Here is a 23,567-nt window from a genome sequence, read left to right on the forward strand (position 1 = left end):
GGCGCCGCGCAGCGATGCTTGCCTGCGGTGTGCTGCTTGTGGGGCATGCCGCAGCCCAGGACGACGCCCTGCCCGGGTCGATTCAGGCGCAAGCCACCGTGCCGGACATCGCGGTGTTGCGCCAGCTTTACGCGGGGCCCGCCGCGACCTGGCCCCGGCCCCGGCTGGGGCCGGGCGCCCGGTTCACCGAGTTCGCGCCCCTGCCCGACATGCCCGCTCCCGGCACAAGGGCCGCGGCGCTGGCCGCGATCGGCCAACGGCTCTTCGACGATCCGGCCCTGTCCGCCTCGGGCCAGATCGCCTGCGCTTCGTGCCACAATCGCGAACTGGGCCTGGGCGATGGCCTGCGCACGGCCTTTGGCCACGACCGACAGCGCGGGCGGCGCAATTCGCTCCCGCTCTACACCATGGCCTGGATGCGCCCGCTGTTCTGGGATGGGCGCGCCGTCACGCTCGAAGAGCAAGCGCTGCACCCCATGCTGGATCCTCGGGAAATGGCCTCGAGCATCCCGCAAGTCGAGGCGGCTCTCCATCGCGACGCGCAGTATCGCGAAGCCTTTGCCGCTCTCAACGGCCCGCGCCCGATTACCGCCGCCGACGCCGGTGCCGCGCTCGCCGCGTTCGAGCGCACCTTGCGCCCGCCCCGGTCGATCTGGACCCGGGTCATGGCGCAAGGTGGCAAGGGCACGGCCCTGCTGGACGATGCGCAGCTGCGCGGGCTGCACCTTTTTCGGACCAAGGCCGGATGCGCCGCCTGCCACAACGGGCCGCTGCTCTCGGACCAGCGTTTCCACAATCTCGGGCTGACGTTCTACGGCCGTCGGCTCCAGGACACCGGTCGTTACGAGGTTACCGGCGATCCCGAGGATGTCGGCCGCTTCCGCACCCCCTCGCTGCTCGGCCTCCCGCGCACCGCGCCCTATTCGCACCTCGGTCTGTTTCGCAGCCTTGCCAACGTGGTGGCCTTCTACAACGGCGGGGGCGGCGTCGAGCGCGCAGAGCCTCAGGCGGGCATCCCCGTGCCGCGCAAGGATCCGCTGATCGGGAAGCTGGACCTTACCAAGGCGGAACAGGCTGATCTCGTGGCGTTTCTGGAAACCCTCTGATGTACATACGGTGAAATATGGAGATCACGTCGCAACAGCATGAATGCTCCACTCGTGGGTAGCACACGTTTCGCTTCGCTCGGCCTGTCGATCTTGGTGCACGCAGCGCTGCTGGGCGCGGCGATGCTGCAATTCGCCACGCGGCCCGAGGTCAGACTTGGCGACGACAGCGCCCTGCGCGTCGTGGAACATAGTCTGGCGCATGACCGCCCCGCCCCGCGCGAAGCCGCTCAGAAACCTTCCGCGCCGCAGACGTCCTCCCGTGATGCCGCCTCGCCCCGCGCGACCACCCGCGCCTCCGATCCCCACGTGCAGGATGGGCCGGCAGCTCCATTGCCTCTTTTCCGGATCAGCCTGAGCCAGGCCACGGCGATGCCCCCCTTGCCCGCCCCCGACGAGACGCCCTCTGCCATCCGCACGCAGCTGCCGTTACCGCCGGGCCCAATTCTCGAGATCCCGTCCGCCACGCCGCAATCCGAGGCTGCGGATCACGGCAACGCGGCCGCAGCCGGTGCCCCCGGCGGCGCGAAGCGCACGCTTCAACACGAAGCCCGCAGCAATTACGCCGGAACCGTCCACCGCCACATCAGCCGCTACAAGGGCTTCCCGAGCGAGCTCTCGCGCAAAGGCATCGAGGGCACGGTCATGACCCGCCTGACACTCGCGCCCGGAGGTCGGCTCGGCACGGTCGAGATCCTGCGCAGCAGCGGTTCCGATCTGCTCGACCGCCTCGCGGTCAGACAAATCCGCCTGGCGGCCCCCTTTCCCCGCCCGCCCATGGCCTTGCGCGCCATGCGCCTGAGCTTTCTCGTGCCGATGGTCTATAGCGCGCACGACTAGGAAAATGGCGGCTGCAACGCGCGCGAAATACTTCTGCCCGAAGCGCTACGGGAGAAAACGAGGTGAGGATGTGTCCTAGAGTCCCAACCAATCGGATAGAATTTGCCCTTCATGGCCGTCTGGGGCCAATGCCGCGCGCAACGCTTTCAACATGGGCGGCAATTCCTGCGTGAACGCATAAGGGGGATTGACGAAGAAGAGGCCCGCGCCGTTGTAGATGCCGGGTTGATCGCTGTCGTAAAGCCAGTGTTCCACCACCAGAAATTTGGGGATGCCCAACTTGCGCAACCGCTCCTTCCACTGCCCGTGCGTGGCGCGGTCTTTCAGCGGATACCAGATCGCCGTCACACCATGCGCCCATTTGCGGTGGGCCGCAGCAAGGGTCGCGGTGATGCGCGCGCGCTCGTCCGTCTGCTCGTAGGGCGGGTCGACCACCACCACGCCGCGCGCGGTGCGGGGCGGCACCATTGCCAGCCAAAGTTCGTAGGCATCGCGTTCATGCACGGCCGCGCGCGTGTCCCGCATCACGCCGCGCAGGGTGTAGGCGTCTTCCGGGTGCTTTTCGTTGAGGATCAGGCAATCCTGCGGCCGCAAGAGCTGCGCCAGAATCTGGGGCGAGCCGGGGTACAGACGCGGTTCGTCACCCGTATTCACCGCCGCTACGGCGGCGCGGTAGTCGTCCAGCAAGGGGCTCGGATCGGCAAATGCCCGCAGGACACCCTGCGTGGCCTCGCCGGTACGCTGCGCCTCGTCGCCGCCAAGATCGTACAGCCCGCAACCTGCATGGGTATCGATCAAAGTCAGCGCGCCCGGCTTGAGCTGCAAGGCCCGCACCAAGGCAATCAAAAGGCTGTGCTTCACGACATCGGCGCTATTGCCGGCATGGAAGGAGTGGCGATAATTCATGGCGGTTCATAATCCTTACGGACGGCCCTTAGACGAACTGGCGGACCTTCTGCAAAGCGAACTTGTGGCCGCGCCGGTATTGCCGCCCTTGCAGCGCCCGCGCGGCACGTTGAAGATGAAGCAGGGGTTGCGCGAAGGCAGCGCGCTTATCGCAAGCGCTGCCCCAATCCGACGCGTTCCCCACACGTCAGGAGCAGACAATCCGCTATCCGATTTCCGTCTCGCTGCTGCCAGGGACAAACATTGAAATGTCATGCGAGAAGGTGTCACACCCCGGCAACCGCGATAAAGCCGCTGCCGGGTGTGACACCGGCTTCGCCTAGGCCAGGTGCTTCTCGAAGAACGGAATGAGCTTCTCCAGCGCCTGGCCGACGGGCTCGGGCTGATCGTAGAGGTCGTAGTGCGACCAGCCTTCGACGACGACCAGCTCCTTGTCCTTCGAGGCGGCGCGGCCGTGGATTTCGAGGCCATCGCGGTAGGCTCCGAAGCCACCGGGCCTGTCCCCGACCACGACCATCATCGGCTGTGTCAGCAGGGTCTCGGCAAAGGCGAAGGCGTCCCAGGCGATGGCAGGCGCGCCGTGCGAGACCAGCATGCGGGTCCCCGATCCTTGGGCCACGCAGCGGTTGCGATAGTAGTCGGTCGCCTCGAGCACATCGATGTCGGTGATGCCGGCGGCCTTGCCCTCTTCCACGCTGGCGGGGAGGAAGACATTGACCAGTTCATCGCCGCCCGCGATCTGGGTCGAGCGCTGTGCGGCCATGCCTTCGAGCGCCGCGACCGGATCGAAAGCGCTGAAGCCTTCGCGGAAAAGCCGTCCGAAATTGACGCCGGTAATCGTGACCAGCGCCTTGATGCGCTTGTCGATGATCGTCGCCTTCACCGAGTATCCCCCTCCGCCGCAGATCCCGAGGATGCCGATCCTTTCGGGATTCACATAAGGGAGCGACTGGGCGTAGTCGATGACGTCCCGATAGTCCTTCACGCGCTGCTCGGGGTCCTCGATCCAGCGCGGGCTTCCGCCGCTCGCACCCTGGAAGCTGGCATCGGGCACGATGACCACGAAGCCGGCCCGGGCCAGCGCCTCGCCGTAGATGTTGCCGGCGGTCTGCTCCTTGCAGCTGCCGATGGGATGGTTGGACACCACCGCGGGATAGCGCTTGCTGGCGTCGAACGCGGGCGGGACGTGGATGTTGGCGGCAATGTCCCAGTACATGCCGGGATTGCGAATGCAGACCGTTTCCATGGGATTCTCCTGCCTATTGGCCGAGGCCTGCTCGATCACTGTGCGACGGCTTCGACGGCAGTGGCTGCCGCAAGCCTGTCGCGGAAGAAGGCCCCGAGCACGTCAACCGCCTCTTCGACGAAGGCAGCGCCATCGTAGAGGTCCATGTGGTTGGCTCCTTCGACGACATGGAGCGCCTTGTCGGATGCGGCGGCCCGGTCGAACAGATCCTCGCTCATCCACTTGCTGCCCGCCACGGAGCCCGCGACGATCTGGAGCGGCTGCGTGAGGTAGACGTCCGCCATGTGGTAGGCGTCGTAAGTGATGATCTGGTTGAGGCTGCGCAGCGTCGCGAAGCCGGGGGCAGTAGGGTATTCGGCGCGCGGCGTGTGGTAGTATTCCCAGGCCTGGCGCAATTCCTCGTTCGGTGCCTCCGCCTCGCTCATCGGCGCCAGCGGCATGGTGGCAATGGCGCCACCTGTCGCATCGGCCGTGCGGGCATGCGAGCCTGCCTCGACATAGGGCAGCGCATCGATCGAACGGACCGAGTTGTCCCAACCATTGCGGAACATCGCGCCGATATTGACCGCGCTGACAGTGCCCAGCGCCTTGACCCGGCGGTCCTGGATGGCCGCATTGACGGTGTAGCCAGCGCCCGCGCAGATGCCCATGGCACCGATACGTTCCGGATCGATGTAGGGCAGCGTCGAGAGATGGTCGATGACCGCGCTGACGTCTTCGGTGCGGATATGCGGGTTCTCGAGCTGGCGCGGCGCGCCGCCGCTTTCGCCCTGGTAAGACGCGTCATAGGCAATAGTGACGAAGCCGAGCTGCGCGAGCTCGGCGGCATAAGTCCCCGCCGTCTGCTCCTTCACCCCGCCACCAGGATGCGAGACGACGATCGCGGGATAGCGCTGTGACGCGTCGAAGTTCTCCGGGAAATTGACGAAGGCCGACAGGACGATTGTCGGGTTGTTCGAATTGACGAAGCTGATCTTTTCCATTTCCAGTCTCCTGCGGGTCCGTCCCGCGCTGGTCGGCATGTGGCCGGCTCTCCCGGCTCCCTGCTGACAAGAAGCAATCTAGACCTTCAGGATTGATCCGATTAGACGGATAATTTGTATTGGTTTCATCATTGAGGTGATGAATGAGGCGTGATGAAATCGCCGATCTCGCGACCTTCGTGGTCGTGGCGGAAGAACGCAGCTTCACGCGTGCGGCTGCGCGTCTTGGCATGGCGCAATCCGCCGTCAGCCAGATCGTGCGGCGCATCGAGGAGCGGCTTGGCGTGCGCCTCCTGTCGCGCACCACGCGCAGTGTTGCACCAACCGAGGCGGGAGAGCGCCTGATCGCGACTCTTGGGCCCATGCTGCATGATCTCGATACGGCCGTGGCCTCCCTCAGCGACTTGCGCGACCGCCCGACCGGCACGATCCGCATCACCACCGTCGAGCATGCCGCGAAGACCATTCTGGTCCCGGCCATGAAACGCCTTCTGATCGACAACCCCGACATCACCGTGGAGATCACCATCGACTATGGGCTTGCCGATGTCGTGGCCGATCGCTTCGATGCCGGGGTCAGGCTGGGCGGGGAGATCGCCAAGGACATGATCGCGGTCCGCATCGGGCCGGACACGCCGATGGCCATTGTGGGATCACCTGAATATTTCAGCCGATCCGCACCGCCAACCTCCCCGGCCCAGCTCATCGATCATCGCGCCGTCAATCTTCGCCTGCCAAGCTCGGGCACTCTCAACGCATGGCGTCTCGTCGGAGCGGATCGGGAGACGCGCGTGCGCGTCGACGGCCCGCTGGTGCTGAACTCGATCGATCTCATCCGCGATGCCACCATTGATGGCCTTGGTCTCGCCTATCTCCCGCTGGACCAGGTCCAGCGCGACCTCGACGAAGGGCGCCTGATCCGGGTCCTCGATCGGTTCACGCCGGACCTGCCCGGCTATCACCTCTACTACCCGCACCGTCGGCATGCATCCGCCGCATTCACGATGTTGATCGATACTCTACGTCACCGAGGTTAGCCAAGGTCGACCCATTCTCGCCGTGGACGGAGCCCTTCTGATTCCCCAGGAGCGGAACGTCGCTTCCGCCCAAGCGAGGCAGGCATGCGCGCCTTGGGGCTTGGGGGGATCGGTTCCGACCGCAAGAAGGCGCCTGGCCCCCTTACGGCGCACACGCCCATCGGCCAGCGTCGCCTCGGGCCAGGCGCCGAACGTCAGCGTGCGGGGCTTTTCGAAATGGCGGGCGATCTTGCCGAAGGTCGCAAATGGCACCTTCGTCGCATTGCACTGACCGATGGCCTGTCCGGCTCGCAAGCGAACAGTACTGGCGGCGCAAGATCTCAGGGTTTTACCTGATAGGGTCTTCGGGGCGCGGCCGACACACTCCTTGTGCCTGCAAGCCACTCGAATGGATGGCCAAACGCCGACGGAGAACCCACTTGAGCGATACGCCCACGACCCCGACCACCCCGTCTCTGCACGCCGCGCCTGGCGACGTCTCGCGCCGCAAGCTGCTGGTGGGATCGAGCCTTCTCGCCGCGCTGCCGGTGGTCGGTTCGCTTGCCGCTGCCGGTCCTGCCCGTGCGCAAGGCGGAACAGCCTCGCGCCCCAACATCCTCGTGATCTGGGCCGACGACGTGGGCATGTGGAACATCAGCGCCTACCATCGCGGCATGATGGGCAATTCGACGCCCAACATCGACCGCATCGCCAAGAAGGGCATGCTCTTCATGGACCACTACGCGCAGGCCTCGTGCACCGCGGGCCGCGCCGCCTTCATCACCGGCCAGTACCCGATCCGCACCGGCATGAGCACGGTGGGCCTGCCCGGCTCCGAGCTCGGCCTGCAGAAGGAGGACCCCACGCTTGCCGAGATGCTCAAGCCGCTCGGCTACGCGACCGGACAGTTCGGCAAGAACCACCTGGGCGATCGCGACGAACATCTTCCCACGGCGCACGGCTTCGACGAGTTCATGGGGATCCTCTACCACCTCAACGCAGGCGAATACCCCGAGCAGTACGACTATCCCAAGGACAACCCCGCGTTCCAGCAGCGCGGCGTCGTCCACACCTGGTCCGATGGCAAGGGCGGGCAGAAGGTGCAGGACCTCGGCCCCTTCGGCCAGGAACGCCAGCGCCATCTCGACGACGAGTTCCTCACCGAATCCAAACGCTTCATCACCGACGCGGCCAAGGCGGGCAAACCCTTCTTCGTGTGGCACAACACCACGCGCATGCACTACCGCACCAACCTGCCGCCCGAATACGACGGCAAGACCGGCTACGGCCTCTACGCCGACGGTATGCAGCAGCTCGACGACCAGGTCGGCCAGTTGCTTGATCTCGTCGAGGCGCTGGGCATCGCCGACAACACCATGATCATGTTCTCGACCGACAACGGTCCGGCCTGCAATTCCTGGCCCGACGGCGGCAACACGCCGTTCCACGGCGAAAAGGGCGTGGGCGGCTGGGAAGGCGGCTTTCGCGTGCCGATGATGGTGTCCTGGCCGGGACATATCCCGCAAGGGACCACCACCGGCGAGTTCATGACGATGGAGGACTGGATCCCCACGATCATGTCCAAGCTCGGCCAGCCCAATCTCGTCACCGAACTCAAGAGCGGCAAGAAGATCGGGAGCATGACCTACAAGGTCCATCTCGACGGGGTGGACCAGGGCCCGTTGCTGTCGGGCCAGGGCAAGTCCAACCGCAAGGAGTTCTACTACTTCACCGAAACCACGCTCCACGGGCTACGCTATGGCGACTGGAAGTTCCTGTTCAAGAAACAGGACAAGTGGTTCAACGGCGTGCAGGAGCAGATGGTGACGCCCTACATCATCAACCTGAAACTCGATCCCTTCGAGCGCTTCCTCGAGGCGCGCGGTTACGACGAGTGGCAGGAGAACCACTCGTGGACGATCGGTCCGGCCGCCGCGCAAGTGGGCAAGTTCATGGCCACGCTCAAGGAATTTCCACCACGCCAGAAGAGCTTCGATGCGGACATCGACCAGATGCTCGATGAGGCCTACAGCGCGCAGACGAACTGAGCGGGTGCCACAAGGCCTGGAATTTGCCGGACGGACAGTGGGCGTGCAGGTGATTGCCGAGACCGGCAATCCACCGCGACTGCATAGCTGCTTGACGTCCGGCACAGGCGCGGTCGCCGCCCGCCCGGCCCTGGGTGGGCGATGGCCCCTTTCGTAAACTCAGCCGACAGCCACTATCGCATATCTAAGGCGCACGTCATCGAGCACGCTTTCGATCGCAGCGCACTGCATGTCCGTGCCGCTCGGTCTGACTTCCCAGTTGCAATGGGGATGCGTCTTCGCGTCGCGCACGATGACTTTGCCAAGCGCCCGGCGCCATGTCTGGGAGGTGCCGCCTCTTTCCCGGACAAGGCGCGTTACAAGCAACTGTTCGAGTTCGGATGCCGTCATACCCGCCGCTTAACCGTTGTTGCCGGCTTATCAAGCCGAGCCTCCTGATATTTCCGCCGAATGGAGGTCATGAAGCTCGATCGATCGCGTAGCACCACGGATCCGGTCCCCGCCGCTTGCTTGCCGTTCACACGTCGATCACTCCTGGCTTGAAGCGCGGGTCGACATCGCGCCATTCCCATTATATGCAATTGCACTCCATAATATGAAAAATGCCGTGCAAGCTCGCAGGGACAGAGCGGTGTTCGAACGAAGGGAGAGGCGGTGCAATGACAGCGCGCAAGGCCAAGGGTCTGGCGGGAATGCTCGCAGGCGGGGTGCTGCTTGCCTCGGTAACCAGCGCCTCTACACCCGGACGCTACGAGGCGATCCACTCCGGCACCCCGTGGTTCGACCAACACGGCCGCCCCGTCAGTGCGCACGGGGCGGGCATAACGCGCGAAGGGGACACATTCTACCTGTTCGGCGAAGCGCACCGGGACATGACCAACGCCTTCGCCGGGTTCAACTGCTATTCGTCCCGCGACCTGGTGAACTGGCGCTTCGAGAGTGTCGCGCTCCCCGTGCAGGCCTCCGGAGCGCTCGGCCCCGATAGCGTCGGTGAGCGGCCCAAGGTCATGCGCTCGCCCAAGACGGGCGAATACGTCCTGTTCATGCACGCCGATGCCAGGGATTACCGCGATCCGTTTGTCGGCTATGCCACGGCGGATCGCATCACCGGTCCCTACACCTTCCGCGGCCCCTTGCTGTTCGAGGGGAAACCGATCCGAAAGTGGGACATGGGTGTCTTCCAGGACGCCGACGGGACAGGCTATGTCCTTCTGCATGGCGGAGATATCTACCGCCTTTCCCCCGACTACCACGGCGTGGAGCAACACGTGAACCGGGCGATGGCCGAAGGCTTCGAATCCCCGGCCCTATTTCGCAAGGGCGCGACCTACTATTTCCTCGGCTCGCACCTCACGGGCTGGGAGCGCAACGACAACTACTATTACACCGCAACGAACCTCGCCGGCCCCTGGACGCGCCGCGGCGCCTTCGCGCCCCAAGGCACCCTGACCTGGAACTCCCAGACCAGCTTCGTCCTGCCGATCGAGGGCCGCGATAGCGTCACCTACATGTTCATGGGCGATCGCTGGTCGTTTCCGCGCCAGGCCAGCGCCGCGACGTATGTGTGGCAACCCCTGGTGGTGGAGGATGGTACGCTGGCCATGCCGCGCTTCCAGGATGCCTGGCGGATCGACACCGCGACGGGCAGGGCCGCGCCGGTGCGAAAACCGTCCAGCACCATCGGTGCCGGCGATGCCCGGGTGCGGTACATCGGACAGTGGCAAACCGGCGCGCCGGGCTCTGTCCCCCACAGGTTCACAAGCGAGCGCGATGCCGCTCTCGAAGTGACGTTTCGCGGCACGCAGGCCTGGCTTCGTGCCGTGGCGCGACCCGACGGCGGCTATGCGCACGTCACGCTGCGCAACGCGCAGGGCGAAATCGTGCTTCGCGCGACGCTCGACATGTATTCGAAGTATCCCGTATCCAGTGTCCGGTTCGTGACCCCCCGGCTTCCATCGGGAACCTACACACTGCGCCTCGGCGTCGTGGGAGAGGGATGGTATTGGGTCAGCAAGAGCGGCGCGCGCTCGGGCAGCAGCGGACATGCAATCGCCTTCGAAGGTCTCGACGTGCGCCATTGAAGGTGAACCTCGCGCTGTTTTGGCCTCCATTCGCGGTTCCGGGCCTCACGGGTCTCGCGGCTATCGGGCCGATCAAATCCCTGCCCACCGAAGCAGACGTTTGCATTTGCCAGCGCTGGCATAATTGCTTGACAGCCGCCCTCCCCCCGGCGCTAGAACACCCCACGAGACCCGGCACACCCGTGCAGGACCACGCGATCCGCAACCGCGGACGGGAGGAGAGGCCATGTACCAGCGCACGCCCCGCGCTTGCGATCCGACAACGCCCGACAGCCTTGTGGCAACCCGGCGCGGACTGCTCGTTACCGCTGCGACCTGTGCCACGCTCGGCCCGATCCCGCGCGCTTTCGCGCGCGCCGATGCCGCTGCCGGGGATGACTTCGGCGCCCGCGCCGAGGCGATCGTGGCCGCGATCGAGGAACCGCGCATCCCCCGCCGCGACTTTCCCGTGCAGGCCACGGGCGGCGAGGACGACAGCGCCGCGATCGCCGAGGCGCTGGCCCGCTGCGAGGACGCGGGCGGTGGCCGCATCGTGCTGCCGCAAGGCGTCACGCGCTGCGGCCCGATCCGTCTGCGCTCGCGCATGGAACTGCATGTTCCGCACGGCGCGCGGCTCAAATTCCTGCCCGAGCCCGGGCGCTACCTGCCGCCTGTCTTCACCCGCTGGGAGGGCGTCGAACTGATGGGGAACCACCCCCTCATCTACGCTTTCGAAGAGGAAGACGTCGCGGTGAGCGGCGAAGGAGTGATCGACGGCAGCGCCGACGCCGCGCACTGGTGGCCGTGGAAGGGCCTTGCCGCGGACCGCGCCAAGGGCCTGCCCGAAAGCGAATATCAAGCCGCCGACCGGGCCCGGCTCTTCGCCCTGGCCGAGGCGGGCACCCCGGTGGCCCAGCGCGTCTTTGGCGAAGGCAACCGCCTGCGCCCACCCCTGTTCCAGCCCTACCGCTGCACGCGGGTGCGCATCGAGGGCGTCACCGTGGTCGCTGCCCCGTTCTGGCAGCTCCACCCGGTCGAATGCCGCCATGTCACCGTGCGCGGGGTGACCTGCTCCAGCCACGGCCCCAACAACGACGGCCTCGATCCCGAATCCTGCGATGGCGTGCTGATCGAAAACTGCATCTTCGACACCGGCGACGACTGCATCGCGATCAAGTCGGGCCGCAACGCCGACGGAAGGCGGCTCGCCCGCCCCTGCCAGGATATCGTCATCCGCAATTGCCTGATGAAGGACGGGCACGCGGGCGTCGCGCTCGGCAGCGAACTGACCGGCGGCATCCGCAACGTCTTCGTCCACGATTGCCGCATGGACAGCCCGAACCTGACCCGCGCGCTGTTCATCAAGTCGAACAGCTATCGGGGCGGGCGCGTCGAGGAGGTCCACGTCCGCCGTGTCACGGCGCGCACGGTCGAGAACGCCTTCCTGCAGATATGGATGCTTTACGAAGAGGGCGAGGGCGGCGGCCATGTTCCCCATGTCGCCCACGTATCCGCGCGCGACTGCACGGTGGGGACGACCGGGCGCGTGCTTGTCGTGCGGGGACTTCCCGAGGCGCCGGTCGAGGACCTCAGCCTTGCGAACATCACCGTCGCGCGCGAGGAGAGCCCTTCGGTGACCGTCGACGTCGAACCGATCGCGCTCGACCACGTCGTGGTGGCCGGGCGCACCTGGACCCGGGACTACCTGCGTTCGCTGCCCGGAGCCGACAGCATCCACTGCGGCATCTGGGCGGTCTGCACATGACCCAGCGCCGCCCCCGATCAGCGCGGGAGCGGCGCGGTTCTCTCCTTCGCGTTCACCCGCACCCGTGTGAAGGAAAGGCGCGCGACATCATCGGCCACGAGCGCGGGATCGCCAAGCTCAACGTCGATATCGCGAAAGGCGATGTCCTCGATGCGCGTCTGGCCAGGATTGGGCCGCAGCACGCCGAACGACCCGAAGCGCCCGCGCAGGTCCGCCAGCGTGACCGCGCGCAGGCACGATTGCGGCAGCGGCGGGGGCAGCGCCTCGCGGTACTGGGTCCAGGGTTCGGCGGCGATGAGCGCCCCGCCATCGCTGTCGAGCGTGATCGCACGAAAGACGATGCGTTCGTAGAGCTGGGGCGTGTCGGGGCGCAGCTTGAACTGCGCGAGCACCATCGCCCCGCTCACCCGGCAGTCTTCGACAAGCACGTCGCGCACCACCGTCGCCTCGCTGCCGCAGGCGAAGGCGTGGTGCCCGCGCCGGAAGTGGCAGCCGCGCACGTGGACCTGCTCGACCGGCGGGCTCGCCTTGTCCTCGCGCGCATGGGGGCCCTTGGAGCCCTTGGCCGCGATGCAATCGTCGGTGACCGAGAAATAGCAGTCCTCGACGAGAACCCGCCGGCAGCTGTCGATGTCGATGCCGTCCGAGCTCGGCGCCTGGGGGTAGTTGTCGGGCACGGTGAAGCGCGCGCGGCGCACGCGCACGTCCTCGCAGGCGTAGAGGTGCAGGTTCCAGAACTGCGAATTGCGAAAGGTCACGTCCTCGATCACGACGTCGCGGCTGTTCGCAATGAACGCGAGCCGCGCGCGGGGAAGACTGGTGTTGGCGAAATCATGCGGATCGCGCGCGGCGCGGCGGCGGCGCCAGAATTCGTCCCAGACCGGCCGTCCCGAACCGTCGAGCACGCCCTCCCCGCTGATGCGCAGCCCGTGGCAGCCCTCGGCGTTGATGAGGGCGGGGGTGAAACTCGGCTCGAAATGCCCCTCGATGCGCGTGCGGCGCGGCGGGAAATGGGCCATGTCGTTGGTGCACTTGAGAACCGCGCCGCGCGCGAGATGGAGGTGGACGCCCGGGCGCAGGAACAGCGCCCCGCTGACGAAGGTCCCTTCCGGCACCACCAGCCTACCTCCGCCCCGCGCGGCGAGGGTATCGATGCCCTGTTGGATCGCGGCGGTGTCGATCACGCCGGGCGCGCCGCGCGCGCCGAATTCGCGGATCGAACGGCCGAACGGCGTCGCATTGCCTCCGCCCAGCACGGCGCCTGTCGCCAGGAGCGCGGCAAAGCCGCGTCGGCTTGTGGGCATGGTCCCTCTCCTTTGCACCGTGCGCGGCCCTTGGCGGGCCGCACGCCGATTTCCGATTTGCTCCACGTTAGCCCATATTGTAGCATCTTGTAGCATAAAATGGGATTTCGTGGAGAGGGCCACTGGCACGGCGCAACCGGACAAGGCGCGCCGCCTCCCGCGAAGATCCTGCGCTTCCAGGGAGAATAGCGATGAACACAAAACGCCTGCTTGCAGCCTGCGCCCTTCTCGCCCCGCTTCCTGCAGCCGCACAGCCGGCTTCCGCAAAGGCGCCTGCAACGGCGTCCCGTGCGAACGCGCCACTGCCTGATCCGGCGCATGTGCTCGCCCTCCTGGAACGCACCGCCAAGGCCCAGATCGCGGTCTTGCGTGCACGTCGGATGGAACTGGCGACGAACGCGGTCGAGGATCCCACCGTCAACTGGGTCGCCTCGGCCTTCTACACCGGGCTCGGGCGCCTCGAACGGGTCTCACAGGCCGCGCAAGGTGCACAATTCCTGCGCGAGGTGGCGGGGCACTACAACTACGCGCTGCCCGGCGCGTACAGCGACCACACCCGCCTCGATGCGGACAACATCGCGATCGGCGAGACCTACGAGGAAATCTACGCAAGCACCGGCGAGCCGGGCGCGATCGCCGCGCTGCGCACCCGGCTTGACTGGACTCTGCCCTATCTCACGCTCGATCCGGCCCCCGCGCGGCTCGTGTGGTGGTGGTCGGACGCATTGTTCATGGCGCCCCCGGTCATGGCGCGCTTCTCGGCGCAGACCGGCGATCCGGCCTATCTGCTTGCGGCGGATACGCAGTGGTGGCGCACGTACGAACGGCTCTGGTCGCGCGAGCACGCCCTCTATTTCCGCGACGAACGCTTTCGTACCCGCAAGGCCGCGAACGGCGCGCCGGTGTTCTGGGCGCGCGGCAACGGCTGGGTCATGGGCGCGCTGCCCCGCATGCTCGAGGCGATGCCCGCCGATTTTCCCACCCGCGCGCGCTACATCGAGACGCTGCGCGCGATGGCGGAGAGCCTCGCGAAATTGCAACACGCCGATGGGCTGTGGAGCGCGAACCTGCTTGACGGCAACGATCCGCCGGGCGGCGAGACCACCGGCTCGGCCTTCTTCGTCTACGCGATGGCCTGGGGCATCAACCACGGCGTGCTTGAGCGCGAGCGCTACCTGCCGGTGGTCCTGCGCGGCTGGTCGGCGCTCGAGGGGGCGGTCCAGCCCGACGGCCTGCTCGGCTTCGCGCAGCGCACCGGCGACCAGCCCTGGCCCGCGCGGGCCGAGGACCACGCGCTCTACGGCACCGGCGCGATGCTGCTGGCGGGCCTCGAGGTGCGCAAGCTGGGTGCACCCGTCCAGTCCTTCCCCGTGGCCGAGGCGCCCCTGCCCGCGCGCGCGATATGGGATGGTCCCAGGGTACGCCCCGCCGCAGGCCCGCGCGACGCGGCGCAGGCCGCCGACCACGAACGCGCCCGCGCCGAACGCCGCGCGGTCTACGAACTTGCCTTCGAACCTGCCCGCGACATGCCCGGCGCCCGCCCGGCAGGCGAAGCCTCTCCCCCGCGTGCCGACGGCGTGGTCAATCCGCGCGTGACCCTGCAGCTGGCCCCGCCCGCCGATCGCACCGCGCGCGCCTCGGTACGCTTCGCCCCCTATCGCTACGACGACATCCTGTGGGAGAACGACCGCACCGCGCACCGCATCTACGGCCCCGCGCTCGAGGCGTTCGAGCCGCCCTCGGGTTCGGGCATCGACGCCTGGGGCAAGAACGTGGTCTGGCCCTTCATGGAGCGCCAGCTCAAGACCGGCAAGCAACACGACTTTCACGGCGAGGGAATCGACTTCTTCAACGTGGGCACCTCGCGCGGCGCCGCCGGGCTCGGCATCTGGCAGGACCACAAGCTGTGGACCTCGCGCAACTGGTCGGCCTACCGCATCCTGAAGGACGGGCCCGAGGTCGCCGACTTCACCGTCGACTATGCCCCCTGGCCGGTCGGCACCGCGCGCAAGGTCTGGGAAACCCGCCGTTTCACCCTGCCGCTCGGCAGCAACTTCACGCGCATGGTCTCGACCATCGGCTCGGACAGCAAGGCCCCCCTGCTCGTCGCGATCGGACTGCAGAAGGCGCCGACCGAGGCGGGGCGCGGCCATTTCGTCGCCGATGCCGCAAGCGGTCGCTTCACGCTCTGGACGCCCGAAGACCCGGACAAGGGCGCGATGGGTCTTGCCCTGATGGTCGATCCCGCGATGATCGCCGAGATTGTCGACGACTACGACAACCACCTCGTCGTGCTGCGCGTCGAGCCGGGCAAGCCTTTCGTCTATTACATGGGTTCGACCTGGAGCAAGAGCCTCGACTTCCACGACGAGCGCGCCTGGCAGGCCTATGTCGCGACCAGCACGCCCGACTTCGCGCCGCCTGCGGCGGGCCGGCCCTGACCAATCATCGTCGGCGAGATCGGGACGGCCTGGCCCGCGAGGCGGCCGGACGAAACCGACGCGCAGGATCGCTCAGGGCTGATCGATAATGATCTTGGCAACGCGCTATAAACCCTATATGTTGGTTGCAAATACCATAATATGGAACATTGGGAAGGGGAGGCCACCTATGCGGGGCAAGAGCAGCACCACGTCTATCTTCCGTTATTGCACGTCCATTCTTGCGATCACCGCCGCCGGTCTCTGCGCGCAGACCGCTTCGGCGCAATCTGCCGACAACAATGCCAGCGCTAGCAGCCCGGAACAGCCGAGCGGCGATCTCGACGATACGCAGGCCCGCGAAATCATCGTCACCGGCTTTCGCGCCTCACTCCAGGCCGCGCTCGCCGACAAGCGCGAGGAAACCGCCGCGATCGACACGATCAAGGCCGAGGACATCGGCAAGTTTCCCGATTCCAACCTTGCGGAATCGATGCAGCGCATCCCCGGCGTCGCGCTTGCGCGCGGGGACGGCGGTGAGGGCAAGAACATCTCGGTGCGCGGCCTCGGGGCACAGTTCACGCGCGTGCGCATCAACGGCATGGAAGGCACTGCGCAGACCGGCTCCTCGGACATCTACGGCGCGGGCAACTCGGGCCGCAGCTTCGACTTCAACGTCTTCCCGACCGAGATCTTCTCCGCACTGACCGTGCGCAAGACCCCCTCGGCCGATGTCGAGGAAGGCTCGCTCGGTGCCACCGTCGACCTCGCCGCCCCGCGCCCGTTCGACAATGCGGACGACTTCGTGCTCAGCGCCACCGCGCGCGGGGTCTACAACGAGGTGTCCAAGCGGGTCGACCCGCGCATGTCGGGGCTCGTTTCCTACAAGCTGGGCGATACGGGCCTGGGCATCCTCGCCTCGGGGGCCTACCAGCGCCGACACATTCGCGAAGTCGGCTATTCGGCGGTCGACATCCTCTCGGCGAACCAGAACGGCATGTTCTGCTCGCCGCTCGGCGTCACCCCGCAGAGCCCGGCGACAAGCGCGACGACCGGAGCGGACGCGGCGAACTGCTCGACCGGCAACCCGCGCACCGGCTCCGTCGATGCCTACAACACCGTCTACAACGCCCGCCGCGACGATCTGCCCGATACGCCCGGCTCGGGCGCCTTTTTCCCGCGCATCCCGCGCTACACGGATTCCCAGCAGAACCAGGAGCGTATCGGCGGCACGCTTTCGCTGCAGTACCAGCCCGACGACGACACCGACATCTCGCTCGACCTGATGTACTCCAAGTTCAACGTCACGCGCGATGACAACTACATCGAGGCGATCTCGTTCGGCCGCTCGGCCTCGAACCAGGGTTATCCGATGATGTCGCTGCGCGACGTGACGCTCGACGAGAACGGCTCGGTGCAGTACGCGCTGCTCGACGGGGTCGATGTGCGTTCGGAATCGCTCCACTCCGAGTTCAGCTCGACCTTCAAGCAGGCCAACCTCAACTTCTCGCACCAGTTCAACGATAGGTTGCGCGTCTCGGGCATGTTCGGCCTCAACCAGTCGCGCTGGGACGACAAGATCCGCTTCCGCTACTACATGGACGCGCTCGACGTGGACGGCTTCGCGCTCGACTTCGGCAACGGCGCCTCCACCCCCAACATCACCTACGGCTTCGACGTCAGCGATCCCAATGCCTACCAGTACGGCGCCTCGCCGGGTGGCGGCGTGGTGACCGGCGGCATCGACCTGCAGGGCAAGCCGCAATCGGTGGTGACCGACGGCATGACCGCCGAGTTCAACGCCGACTACGATCTCTCGAACACGTTCAAGCTCAAGTTCGGCGGGCAGTACCGGCGCAGCCGCCAGGCGACGACCCAGACCAGCTACTACACCGCCGACCTCACCACGCAGAACCTGCCTGCCGGCACCTCGCTCGCCGACATCACCCGCCAGATCACCGGCCTCGACAAGCTCTGGGGCCATGGCGCCCCCTCGAGCTGGGCGGTGCTCGACTGGAAGGACCTCTACGACACCTTCGGCATCGCCGACTTCGCGACCTGCGGCGTCGAATGCGGCGCGACCAACCCGCTCGTGCGCGAGGAGGAGTTCGGCGCCTACGGCATGGTCAAGTTCGATTTCAGCGACGCGCTCGGCTTCGGCGTGCGGGGCGATGCGGGCGTGCGCTACGTGAAGACCAACCAGTTCTCCTCGGGCTACATCCGCGTGGCCGACTCGTCCTCGCCGACCGGGGTCGTCGGCCAGTATGCCTCGGTCAACCGCAGCTACGACGACTGGCTGCCGTCCGCCAACATCGTGGTCGAGCCGATGGACAACCTGCTCCTGCGCTTCTCGGCCGCCGAGGTCATGTCGCGCCCCGAACTCGGCGTGCTCACCCCCACCAGCGGCGTCAACCCGATCACCCGTTCGGGCACGGTGAACAACCCCTACCTCGACCCGATCCGCGCCAAGACCTTCGACGCGGCGGTGGAATGGTACTTCCGCCCCGGCTCGCTGCTTTCGGCCGCGTTCTTCTACAAGGACATCGGAACCTATATCCAGAGCATCAGCTCGCAGGTCCCCTTCAACGAACTGGGCCTGCCCGACGCGCTGCTCGACGGTTCGAACACGCTGCCCACCGAGCTCTTCACGATCACGCGTCCGGTCAACACGCCGGGCGGCAAGCTGAAGGGTATCGAGCTCAACGCGCAGGTCCCGTTCAACTTCCTAGACGGGTTCTTCGGCCACTTCGGCGTTCTTGGCAACTTCACCTACGTGACCTCGAAAATCGAGTACTGCCTGACCAGCGTCGACGGTGTCTGCACCGTCAGCACCAAGGACGACCTCGTCGGCCTTTCCAAGGAAACCGCCTCGGGCACGCTCTATTACGAGGACAGCAAGTTCTCGATCCGCAGCACGGTGAATTACCGCGGCCCCTTCATCCGCGGCATCCCCGCCTCGCCGGGCAGCGACATCCAGGGCAATTCCTCGACCATCTACGTCGATGCCTCGGCCTCCTACGCGATCACCGAGAACTTCAAGCTGATTGTCGAGGGCACCAACCTCACCGACGAGCAGAACCGCCTCTACATCGACAGCACGCGCAACGACACGCTGTTCCAGACCCGCGTCGGGCGCACGTTCACCTTCGGTGTGAATGCGCGCTTCTGAGCGGGCCGGAGCGCTGCGCTCCGGCTTGCCGCGGTGGCGTCCAGGTAGTGTCCTGGGCGCCACCGGCGCACTTGCGCTGATCCTGACGGGCGCAAGCGCGCACGGGCAGGACGATCCGGTATGGACGAGCTTCGTCACCCCGCCCCCCGAAGCCCGCCCGCTGGTGCGCTGGTGGTGGTTCGGCCCGGCGGTGACCGACGTCGAACTCGACCGCGAGATTACCGCGATGCGCCAAGGCGGCTTCGGCGGCTTCGAGGTCCAGCCCGTCTACCCGCTCACGCTCGGCGAAGCCCCGGGGGCGCCGGAGAACCTGCGCTATCTTTCCCCCCAGTTCCTTGCCCGCCTGCGCCACGCGGCAAAGACGGGACGCGCGCAAGGCCTGCGCGTCGATGTGACGCTGGGCAGCGGATGGCCCTTTGGCGGGCCCCACGTCACGCTCGCCGCCGCCTCCGCGCTCGTACGCCTGGAGCGCGCGCCGCTCGCGGCAGGGCAGAACGCGGTCGCGCGCCCGAAGCTGGCTCCCGGCGAAAACCTGTTGTCCGCCGCGCGACGGCTGGGCGCCGGACCGCCCGAGCCCCTGGCACTCGCGCCGGGCGAGGCCCCACTCGTCCTGCCCCCCGCGAAGCAATCGGGCGAAGCGCTGTTCTTCATTGCCGGGCACACCGGCCAGAAAGTCAAGCGCGCGGCGCTCGGCGCCGAAGGACTGGTGATCGACCATGCCAGTGCCACGGCCGTCCAGCTCCACCTCGCCAAGGTCGGCGCGCCGCTGCTGAGCGCCTTCGCGGGCGAGGCCCCGCCCGATGCGGTCTTCTCCGACAGCCTCGAGGCCTATGGCGCGAGCTGGACGCCCGACCTGCCCGAGGAATTCCGCAAGCGGCGCGGCTACGACCTTCTCGCCCACCTGCCAGCGCTGTTCCTCGACCTTCCCGAGAGCGCGGGCGTGCGCTTCGACTGGGCGCGCACGCTCTCCGAACTGGTCGAGGAGCGCTACCTCGCCCCGATCGATGCCTGGGCCCGCGCCCATGGCACCCGCTTTCGCGCGCAAGTCTACGGCTACCCCCCGCCCACGCTGTCGAGCAACCGGCTCGTCGCCATCCCCGAGGGCGAAGGGGCCGACTGGCGCGACTTCACCTCCACCCGTTGGGCGACCTCGGGCGCACATCTTTACGGCAAGCCGGTGGTCTCCTCCGAAGTCTGGACCTGGCTTCATTCGCCTGCCTGGGCGGCCACCCCGCTCGACATGAAAGTCGAGGCCGACCGCCACTTCCTGCAAGGCGTGACCCAGCTCGTCGGCCATGGCTGGCCCTACAGTGCGCCCGGCGTGCCCGAGCCGGGCTGGGCCTTCTACGCCGCCGCCGCACTCAACGACCACAACCCCTGGTACGCCGCGATGCCCGCCGTCACCGCCTATTTGGCGCGTCTGTCCTGGCTGCTGCGCCAGGGCGAGCCCGCCAATTCCGCTGCGATCTACCTGCCCACCGAGGACGCCATGGCGGCGATGACCCCCGAGGCGACCTCGATCAACGAAGCCTTGCGCGAACACCTGCCCAAGGGGCTGGTGCCGGCCGTGCTCGACGCGGGCTACGGCTTCGACTTCGTCGATGCGGGGGCGATCAAGAGCCGTCGCCCGACCTTTCGCGTCCTCGTCCTGCCCGCGCTGGAGCGGATCGACGCCGAAGCGCTCGAGGCCATCGCCGACTGGGCCGAAGCGGGCGGGCACGTGGTGGTTCTCGGCGCGCTCCCCCAGCTTTCGGGCGGCCTGCTTGGCGAGGCGGAGACGCGCCGGGTGAGGGCCGCCGCCGCGCGCCTCGCGCGCCTTCCCGCCACGCGCGTCGTGCCCGCCAGGGCCCCGCTCGAGACCGCGCTGGCGCCGGTCCTCCACGCGGCAAGCCCGCCCGACCTGGCCCTTGCCGCGCCCGAGCCCGAGCCCGGCCTGGGCTTCGTGCGGCGGCATCTCGCCAAGGGCGACGCGCTGTTCCTCGTCAACACCACCAATCGCCCGCTGCACCTGCGCCTGCCGCCTCCCGCTGGACCCGCCGCCTGGTGGGATCCGATGACAGGGACACGCGCGGCGCTTCCCCCGGGACCCGCGACGCTCGATCTGGCGCCCTACGAAAGCCGCGTCCTCGTCACCGGCCAACTGGCGCGAGGCGCGGCGCCGCACGGAGCTAACCCGAGCGCGCGCGAAATCGTATTGGGGCGCTGGACGCTCGCACGACCCGGCGCATCGCCCGTTGCGCTCGGCGCGTTCACCTCGTGGTCCGACGAGGCGGAATGGCGCCACGTCTCGGGCACCGCCACTTATACCAGCCACGTGACTTTGCCCAAGAGCGCAGAGGCCGGCTGCTGGGCGCTCGACTTCGGCACCGGCCATGCGCTTGACGGACCCGAGGGCGAACCCGCGCGCCCACGCGCGCGGATCGAGGCCCCTGTGCGCGAGGCCGCGATCGTCACCGTCAACGGTATGGCGGCGGGCACGCTCTGGGCGCCACCCTATCGCCTCAACCTTGGACACAGGTTGGCGGTCGGTTCGAACACGATCGAGGTCGCCACGCCCAATTCCGCGCTGAATGTTCTTTCGGGGCAGCCGCGCCCGGACCGCAGCGCGCTGACCGCGCGCTTTGGCGAGCGCTTCACCGACCAGGACACCGACCGCATCGCGCCGACAGCTTCGGGCCTGCTCGCGCCGGTCCGCCTCGTCGCCGCGCCCTGCCCCTGACGAAACCGGGCGCGGCGCGCGGTCACCCGGCGAGGCCGGGCGCGATACCGAGCCCCTCGGGCGAAATCCGGTTGAGACGCGGGCTCAGCACGTGAATGCAGGCCAGCGCGGCGAAATAGGCAAGCCCGGCGACCGCGAAGAGCGGCGCATAAGTGCCCAGCGTATCGAGCACGAAGCCCGCGTACTTGGCCATGCACATGCCCCCCAGCGCGCCCGCCGTGCCGCCAATCCCGGTCACCGAGCCCACCGCCGCGCGCGGGAAGATATCGGGCACGAGCGCGTAGAGATTGGCCGAGAAAGCCTGGTGCGCCGCCGTCGCAAGGCCGATGATCGCAACCCCCAGCCACAGGCTGTCGACCGACTGCACCCCCAGCACCGGCAGCACCGCCAGCGCGCAGGAGAACATCGTTACCTTGCGCGCCGAATTGACGCTCATCCCGCGCGCGATGAGGCGCGAGGATACCCAGCCCCCGCCCACGCTGCCCACGTCCGAAAGCAGGTAGATCACCACTAGCGGCGGCCCGAAGCTGACGAGGTCGAGCCCGTAGCGCTCGCCCAGGTATCCCGGCAGCCAGAACAGGAAGAACCACCAGATCGGGTCGATGCAGAACTTGCCCAGCGCGAAGGCCCAGGTCTCGCGCCGGCGCAGCACCTGCGACCACCCCACTTTGGCAAGCCCGATGTCCCCGTCCTGTCCGATCCAGGCGCGCTCGCGCGCGCCAAGCCGGGGATGCAGCGCGGGCGGGCGATAGATCGCGAGCCAGGCCACAAGCCAGGCGAAGGCGGCGATACCGGTGATGACGAAAGCCGCGCGCCACCCCCAGTTGAGCGCGATCACCGGCACCAGCAGCGGTGTCAGGATCGCCCCGATGTTCGATCCGGCGTTGAAGATGCCGATCGCCAGCGCGCGCTCGCGCGCGGGAAACCACTCGGTCACCGCCTTGATCGCGGCGGGAAAGTTGCCCGATTCGCCGATCCCGAGCGCAAAGCGCGCGATGGAGAACTGCGTGACGCTCGACGCCAGCCCATGCGCGATGTGCGCCAGTTGCCAGATCACGAAAGAGGCAGCGAAGCCGGTGCGGGCGCCAAGAACGTCCATGACTTTGCCGAAGACGAGGTAGCCGATGCCATAGGCCATCGTGAAGTAGAACACGACATCGGCGAAATTGCCTTCGCTCCAACCCAGCTCGCGCGAGAGCGTGGGCTTGAGCACGCCGATCATCTGGCGATCGACGTAGTTGATCACGGTGGCGGCGAAAAGCAGCGCGACGATCGTCCAGCGGTAGCGCCCGCCGGGACCGGGTAGCGGTGTGGACGCCTGCGCCGGGGGCGCGTTCTCGAGTTCAGACAAGACCTCTCCTTTCCTCTCCCCCCGGCCTGCGCCACTTGCGGGCGCGGTTGATGGCCGGGATTTTGGCGGCGCGCTACAAAGTCACGCCGCGTTTCCAGATGCCGATGGCAGGTTCCTCGTTGATGTCCTTGCGCGCGCGCGCCGCTCGCGCCCGACGACCTCCGGCTCGCGCCTCCTCACCCGCCTCGAGCGGGCGCAGCGCGGTTGTCCCATGGTCCTCAGGCCCCATGCGGATGGCGCCGGAGGCAGCGGGAAGGAGAGGCGCGTCGGCCGTGGTCATACCGTGGAAATACAGCATTGCCAACGCTGGCACAACGGGCTTGTCGATCACGCTCCTTCGCCGTCGCGAAGCTGTCCGTCATCGGCCCGGTCGGCCAGACCGAGACGGCATAGAGCCGGTCGCAGCGCTCCAGAGTGGTTCTCGATCCGACTGTGCCCAATCGACCGATCTGGTTTCTTGTTTTACCGCGTTTTCTGAACCGCCAAGTCATCCAACATGGCTGGCAAGCGCTCTAGGCAACCGGCGCGGGGCCGGTCGATTCGGCGGGCACGATCCGCATCGTGGGCAGGCGGCGTTCGGGCGGCGCGCGCTCCTCGATCCGGGCGATGAGCCGCTCGGCCGCCAGCGCCGCCA

General features: G+C 67.3%; 17 protein-coding genes. 10 read left to right on the forward strand and 7 right to left on the reverse strand.

Features of this window, described 5'->3' with window-relative positions:
• Nucleotides 1–14 precede the first annotated feature (14 nt).
• Together HT136_RS13355 and HT136_RS26615 are read left to right on the forward strand one after the other, a co-directional pair.
• Nucleotides 15–1,106: a cytochrome-c peroxidase gene (locus HT136_RS13355; RefSeq protein ID WP_214200274.1), complete on the forward strand. Its 1,092-nt coding sequence runs from the start codon at nt 15–17 to the stop codon at nt 1,104–1,106.
• A 54-nt stretch (nt 1,107–1,160) separates the two neighbouring features.
• A complete protein-coding gene (locus HT136_RS26615; protein WP_214200275.1) occupies nt 1,161–1,946 on the forward strand; it encodes an energy transducer TonB in 786 nt (261 codons plus the stop codon).
• A 75-nt stretch (nt 1,947–2,021) separates the two neighbouring features.
• Here HT136_RS26615 and HT136_RS13365 read toward each other — a convergent pair whose 3' ends face one another.
• Complete coding sequence (locus HT136_RS13365) at nt 2,022–2,852, reverse strand: 23S rRNA (adenine(2030)-N(6))-methyltransferase RlmJ (RefSeq protein ID WP_214200277.1); 831 nt, start codon at nt 2,850–2,852, stop codon at nt 2,022–2,024.
• On the opposite strand from HT136_RS13365, the gene HT136_RS13370 reads away from it, so the two are divergent.
• Nucleotides 2,851–3,099, forward strand: coding sequence for a hypothetical protein (locus tag HT136_RS13370; RefSeq protein WP_214200278.1), 249 nt, complete (start codon nt 2,851–2,853; stop codon nt 3,097–3,099). The two genes, HT136_RS13365 and HT136_RS13370, sit on opposite strands and share 2 nt — an antisense overlap.
• A gap of 72 nt (nt 3,100–3,171) precedes the next feature.
• Here the strand turns inward: HT136_RS13370 and HT136_RS13375 are convergent, their stop codons facing one another.
• Entirely contained in the window at nt 3,172–4,098 is a 927-nt protein-coding gene (locus HT136_RS13375) for an alpha/beta hydrolase (RefSeq protein WP_214200279.1), read from the reverse strand.
• A gap of 35 nt (nt 4,099–4,133) precedes the next feature.
• Nucleotides 4,134–5,081: an alpha/beta hydrolase gene (locus HT136_RS13380; protein ID WP_214200281.1), complete on the reverse strand. Its 948-nt coding sequence runs from the start codon at nt 5,079–5,081 to the stop codon at nt 4,134–4,136.
• Between the two features lie 143 nt (nt 5,082–5,224).
• On the opposite strand from HT136_RS13380, the gene HT136_RS13385 reads away from it, so the two are divergent.
• Entirely contained in the window at nt 5,225–6,118 is an 894-nt protein-coding gene (locus HT136_RS13385; protein ID WP_214200282.1) for a LysR family transcriptional regulator, read from the forward strand.
• A gap of 419 nt (nt 6,119–6,537) precedes the next feature.
• Nucleotides 6,538–8,145 carry an arylsulfatase gene (locus HT136_RS13390; protein WP_246543679.1) on the forward strand — a complete coding sequence of 536 codons (1,608 nt, stop codon included), beginning with the start codon at nt 6,538–6,540 and terminating at the stop codon, nt 8,143–8,145.
• Nucleotides 8,146–8,304: 159 nt separating this feature from the next.
• Here HT136_RS13390 and HT136_RS13395 read toward each other — a convergent pair whose 3' ends face one another.
• Nucleotides 8,305–8,535 carry a hypothetical protein gene (locus HT136_RS13395; RefSeq protein WP_214200284.1) on the reverse strand — a complete coding sequence of 77 codons (231 nt, stop codon included), beginning with the start codon at nt 8,533–8,535 and terminating at the stop codon, nt 8,305–8,307.
• Nucleotides 8,536–8,804: 269 nt separating this feature from the next.
• On the opposite strand from HT136_RS13395, the gene HT136_RS13400 reads away from it, so the two are divergent.
• Nucleotides 8,805–10,226, forward strand: coding sequence for a family 43 glycosylhydrolase (locus HT136_RS13400; protein ID WP_214200285.1), 1,422 nt, complete (start codon nt 8,805–8,807; stop codon nt 10,224–10,226).
• A gap of 226 nt (nt 10,227–10,452) precedes the next feature.
• Nucleotides 10,453–11,970 (forward strand): glycoside hydrolase family 28 protein, encoded by a 1,518-nt coding sequence (locus HT136_RS13405; RefSeq protein ID WP_214200286.1) that lies wholly within the window; start codon nt 10,453–10,455, stop codon nt 11,968–11,970.
• Nucleotides 11,971–11,987: 17 nt separating this feature from the next.
• On the opposite strand, the gene HT136_RS13410 is transcribed toward HT136_RS13405, so the two are convergent.
• Entirely contained in the window at nt 11,988–13,274 is a 1,287-nt protein-coding gene (locus tag HT136_RS13410) for a glycoside hydrolase family 28 protein (RefSeq protein WP_214200287.1), read from the reverse strand.
• 191 nt (nt 13,275–13,465) lie between these two features.
• Between HT136_RS13410 and HT136_RS13415 the strand changes: the two genes are divergently transcribed.
• The 3 genes from HT136_RS13415 to HT136_RS13425 all read left to right on the forward strand — a co-directional run bounded on the left by HT136_RS13415 (nt 13,466) and on the right by HT136_RS13425 (nt 21,582).
• Nucleotides 13,466–15,715 (forward strand): glycoside hydrolase family 88 protein, encoded by a 2,250-nt coding sequence (locus HT136_RS13415; protein ID WP_214200288.1) that lies wholly within the window; start codon nt 13,466–13,468, stop codon nt 15,713–15,715.
• A 169-nt stretch (nt 15,716–15,884) separates the two neighbouring features.
• A complete protein-coding gene (locus HT136_RS13420) occupies nt 15,885–18,863 on the forward strand; it encodes a TonB-dependent receptor (protein WP_214200289.1) in 2,979 nt (992 codons plus the stop codon).
• On the forward strand, nt 18,850–21,582 hold the full coding sequence (locus HT136_RS13425) for a glycosyl hydrolase (RefSeq protein ID WP_214200290.1): 2,733 nt from the start codon (nt 18,850–18,852) through the stop codon (nt 21,580–21,582). The genes HT136_RS13420 and HT136_RS13425 overlap by 14 nt, the downstream gene beginning before the upstream one ends.
• Nucleotides 21,583–21,604: 22 nt before the next feature.
• Here the strand turns inward: HT136_RS13425 and HT136_RS13430 are convergent, their stop codons facing one another.
• Both HT136_RS13430 and HT136_RS13435 read right to left on the reverse strand, forming a co-directional pair.
• The gene (locus tag HT136_RS13430) at nt 21,605–22,933 is read right to left on the reverse strand and encodes an MFS transporter (protein WP_246543680.1); all 1,329 of its coding nucleotides are present in this window, start codon (nt 22,931–22,933) and stop codon (nt 21,605–21,607) included.
• 73 nt (nt 22,934–23,006) lie between these two features.
• Entirely contained in the window at nt 23,007–23,264 is a 258-nt protein-coding gene (locus tag HT136_RS13435) for a hypothetical protein (protein ID WP_214200291.1), read from the reverse strand.
• Between the last annotated feature and the right edge of the window lie 303 nt (nt 23,265–23,567).

The organism is Novosphingobium profundi, assembly GCF_018491765.1.
Taxonomy (GTDB): Bacteria; Pseudomonadota; Alphaproteobacteria; order Sphingomonadales; family Sphingomonadaceae; genus Novosphingobium; species Novosphingobium profundi.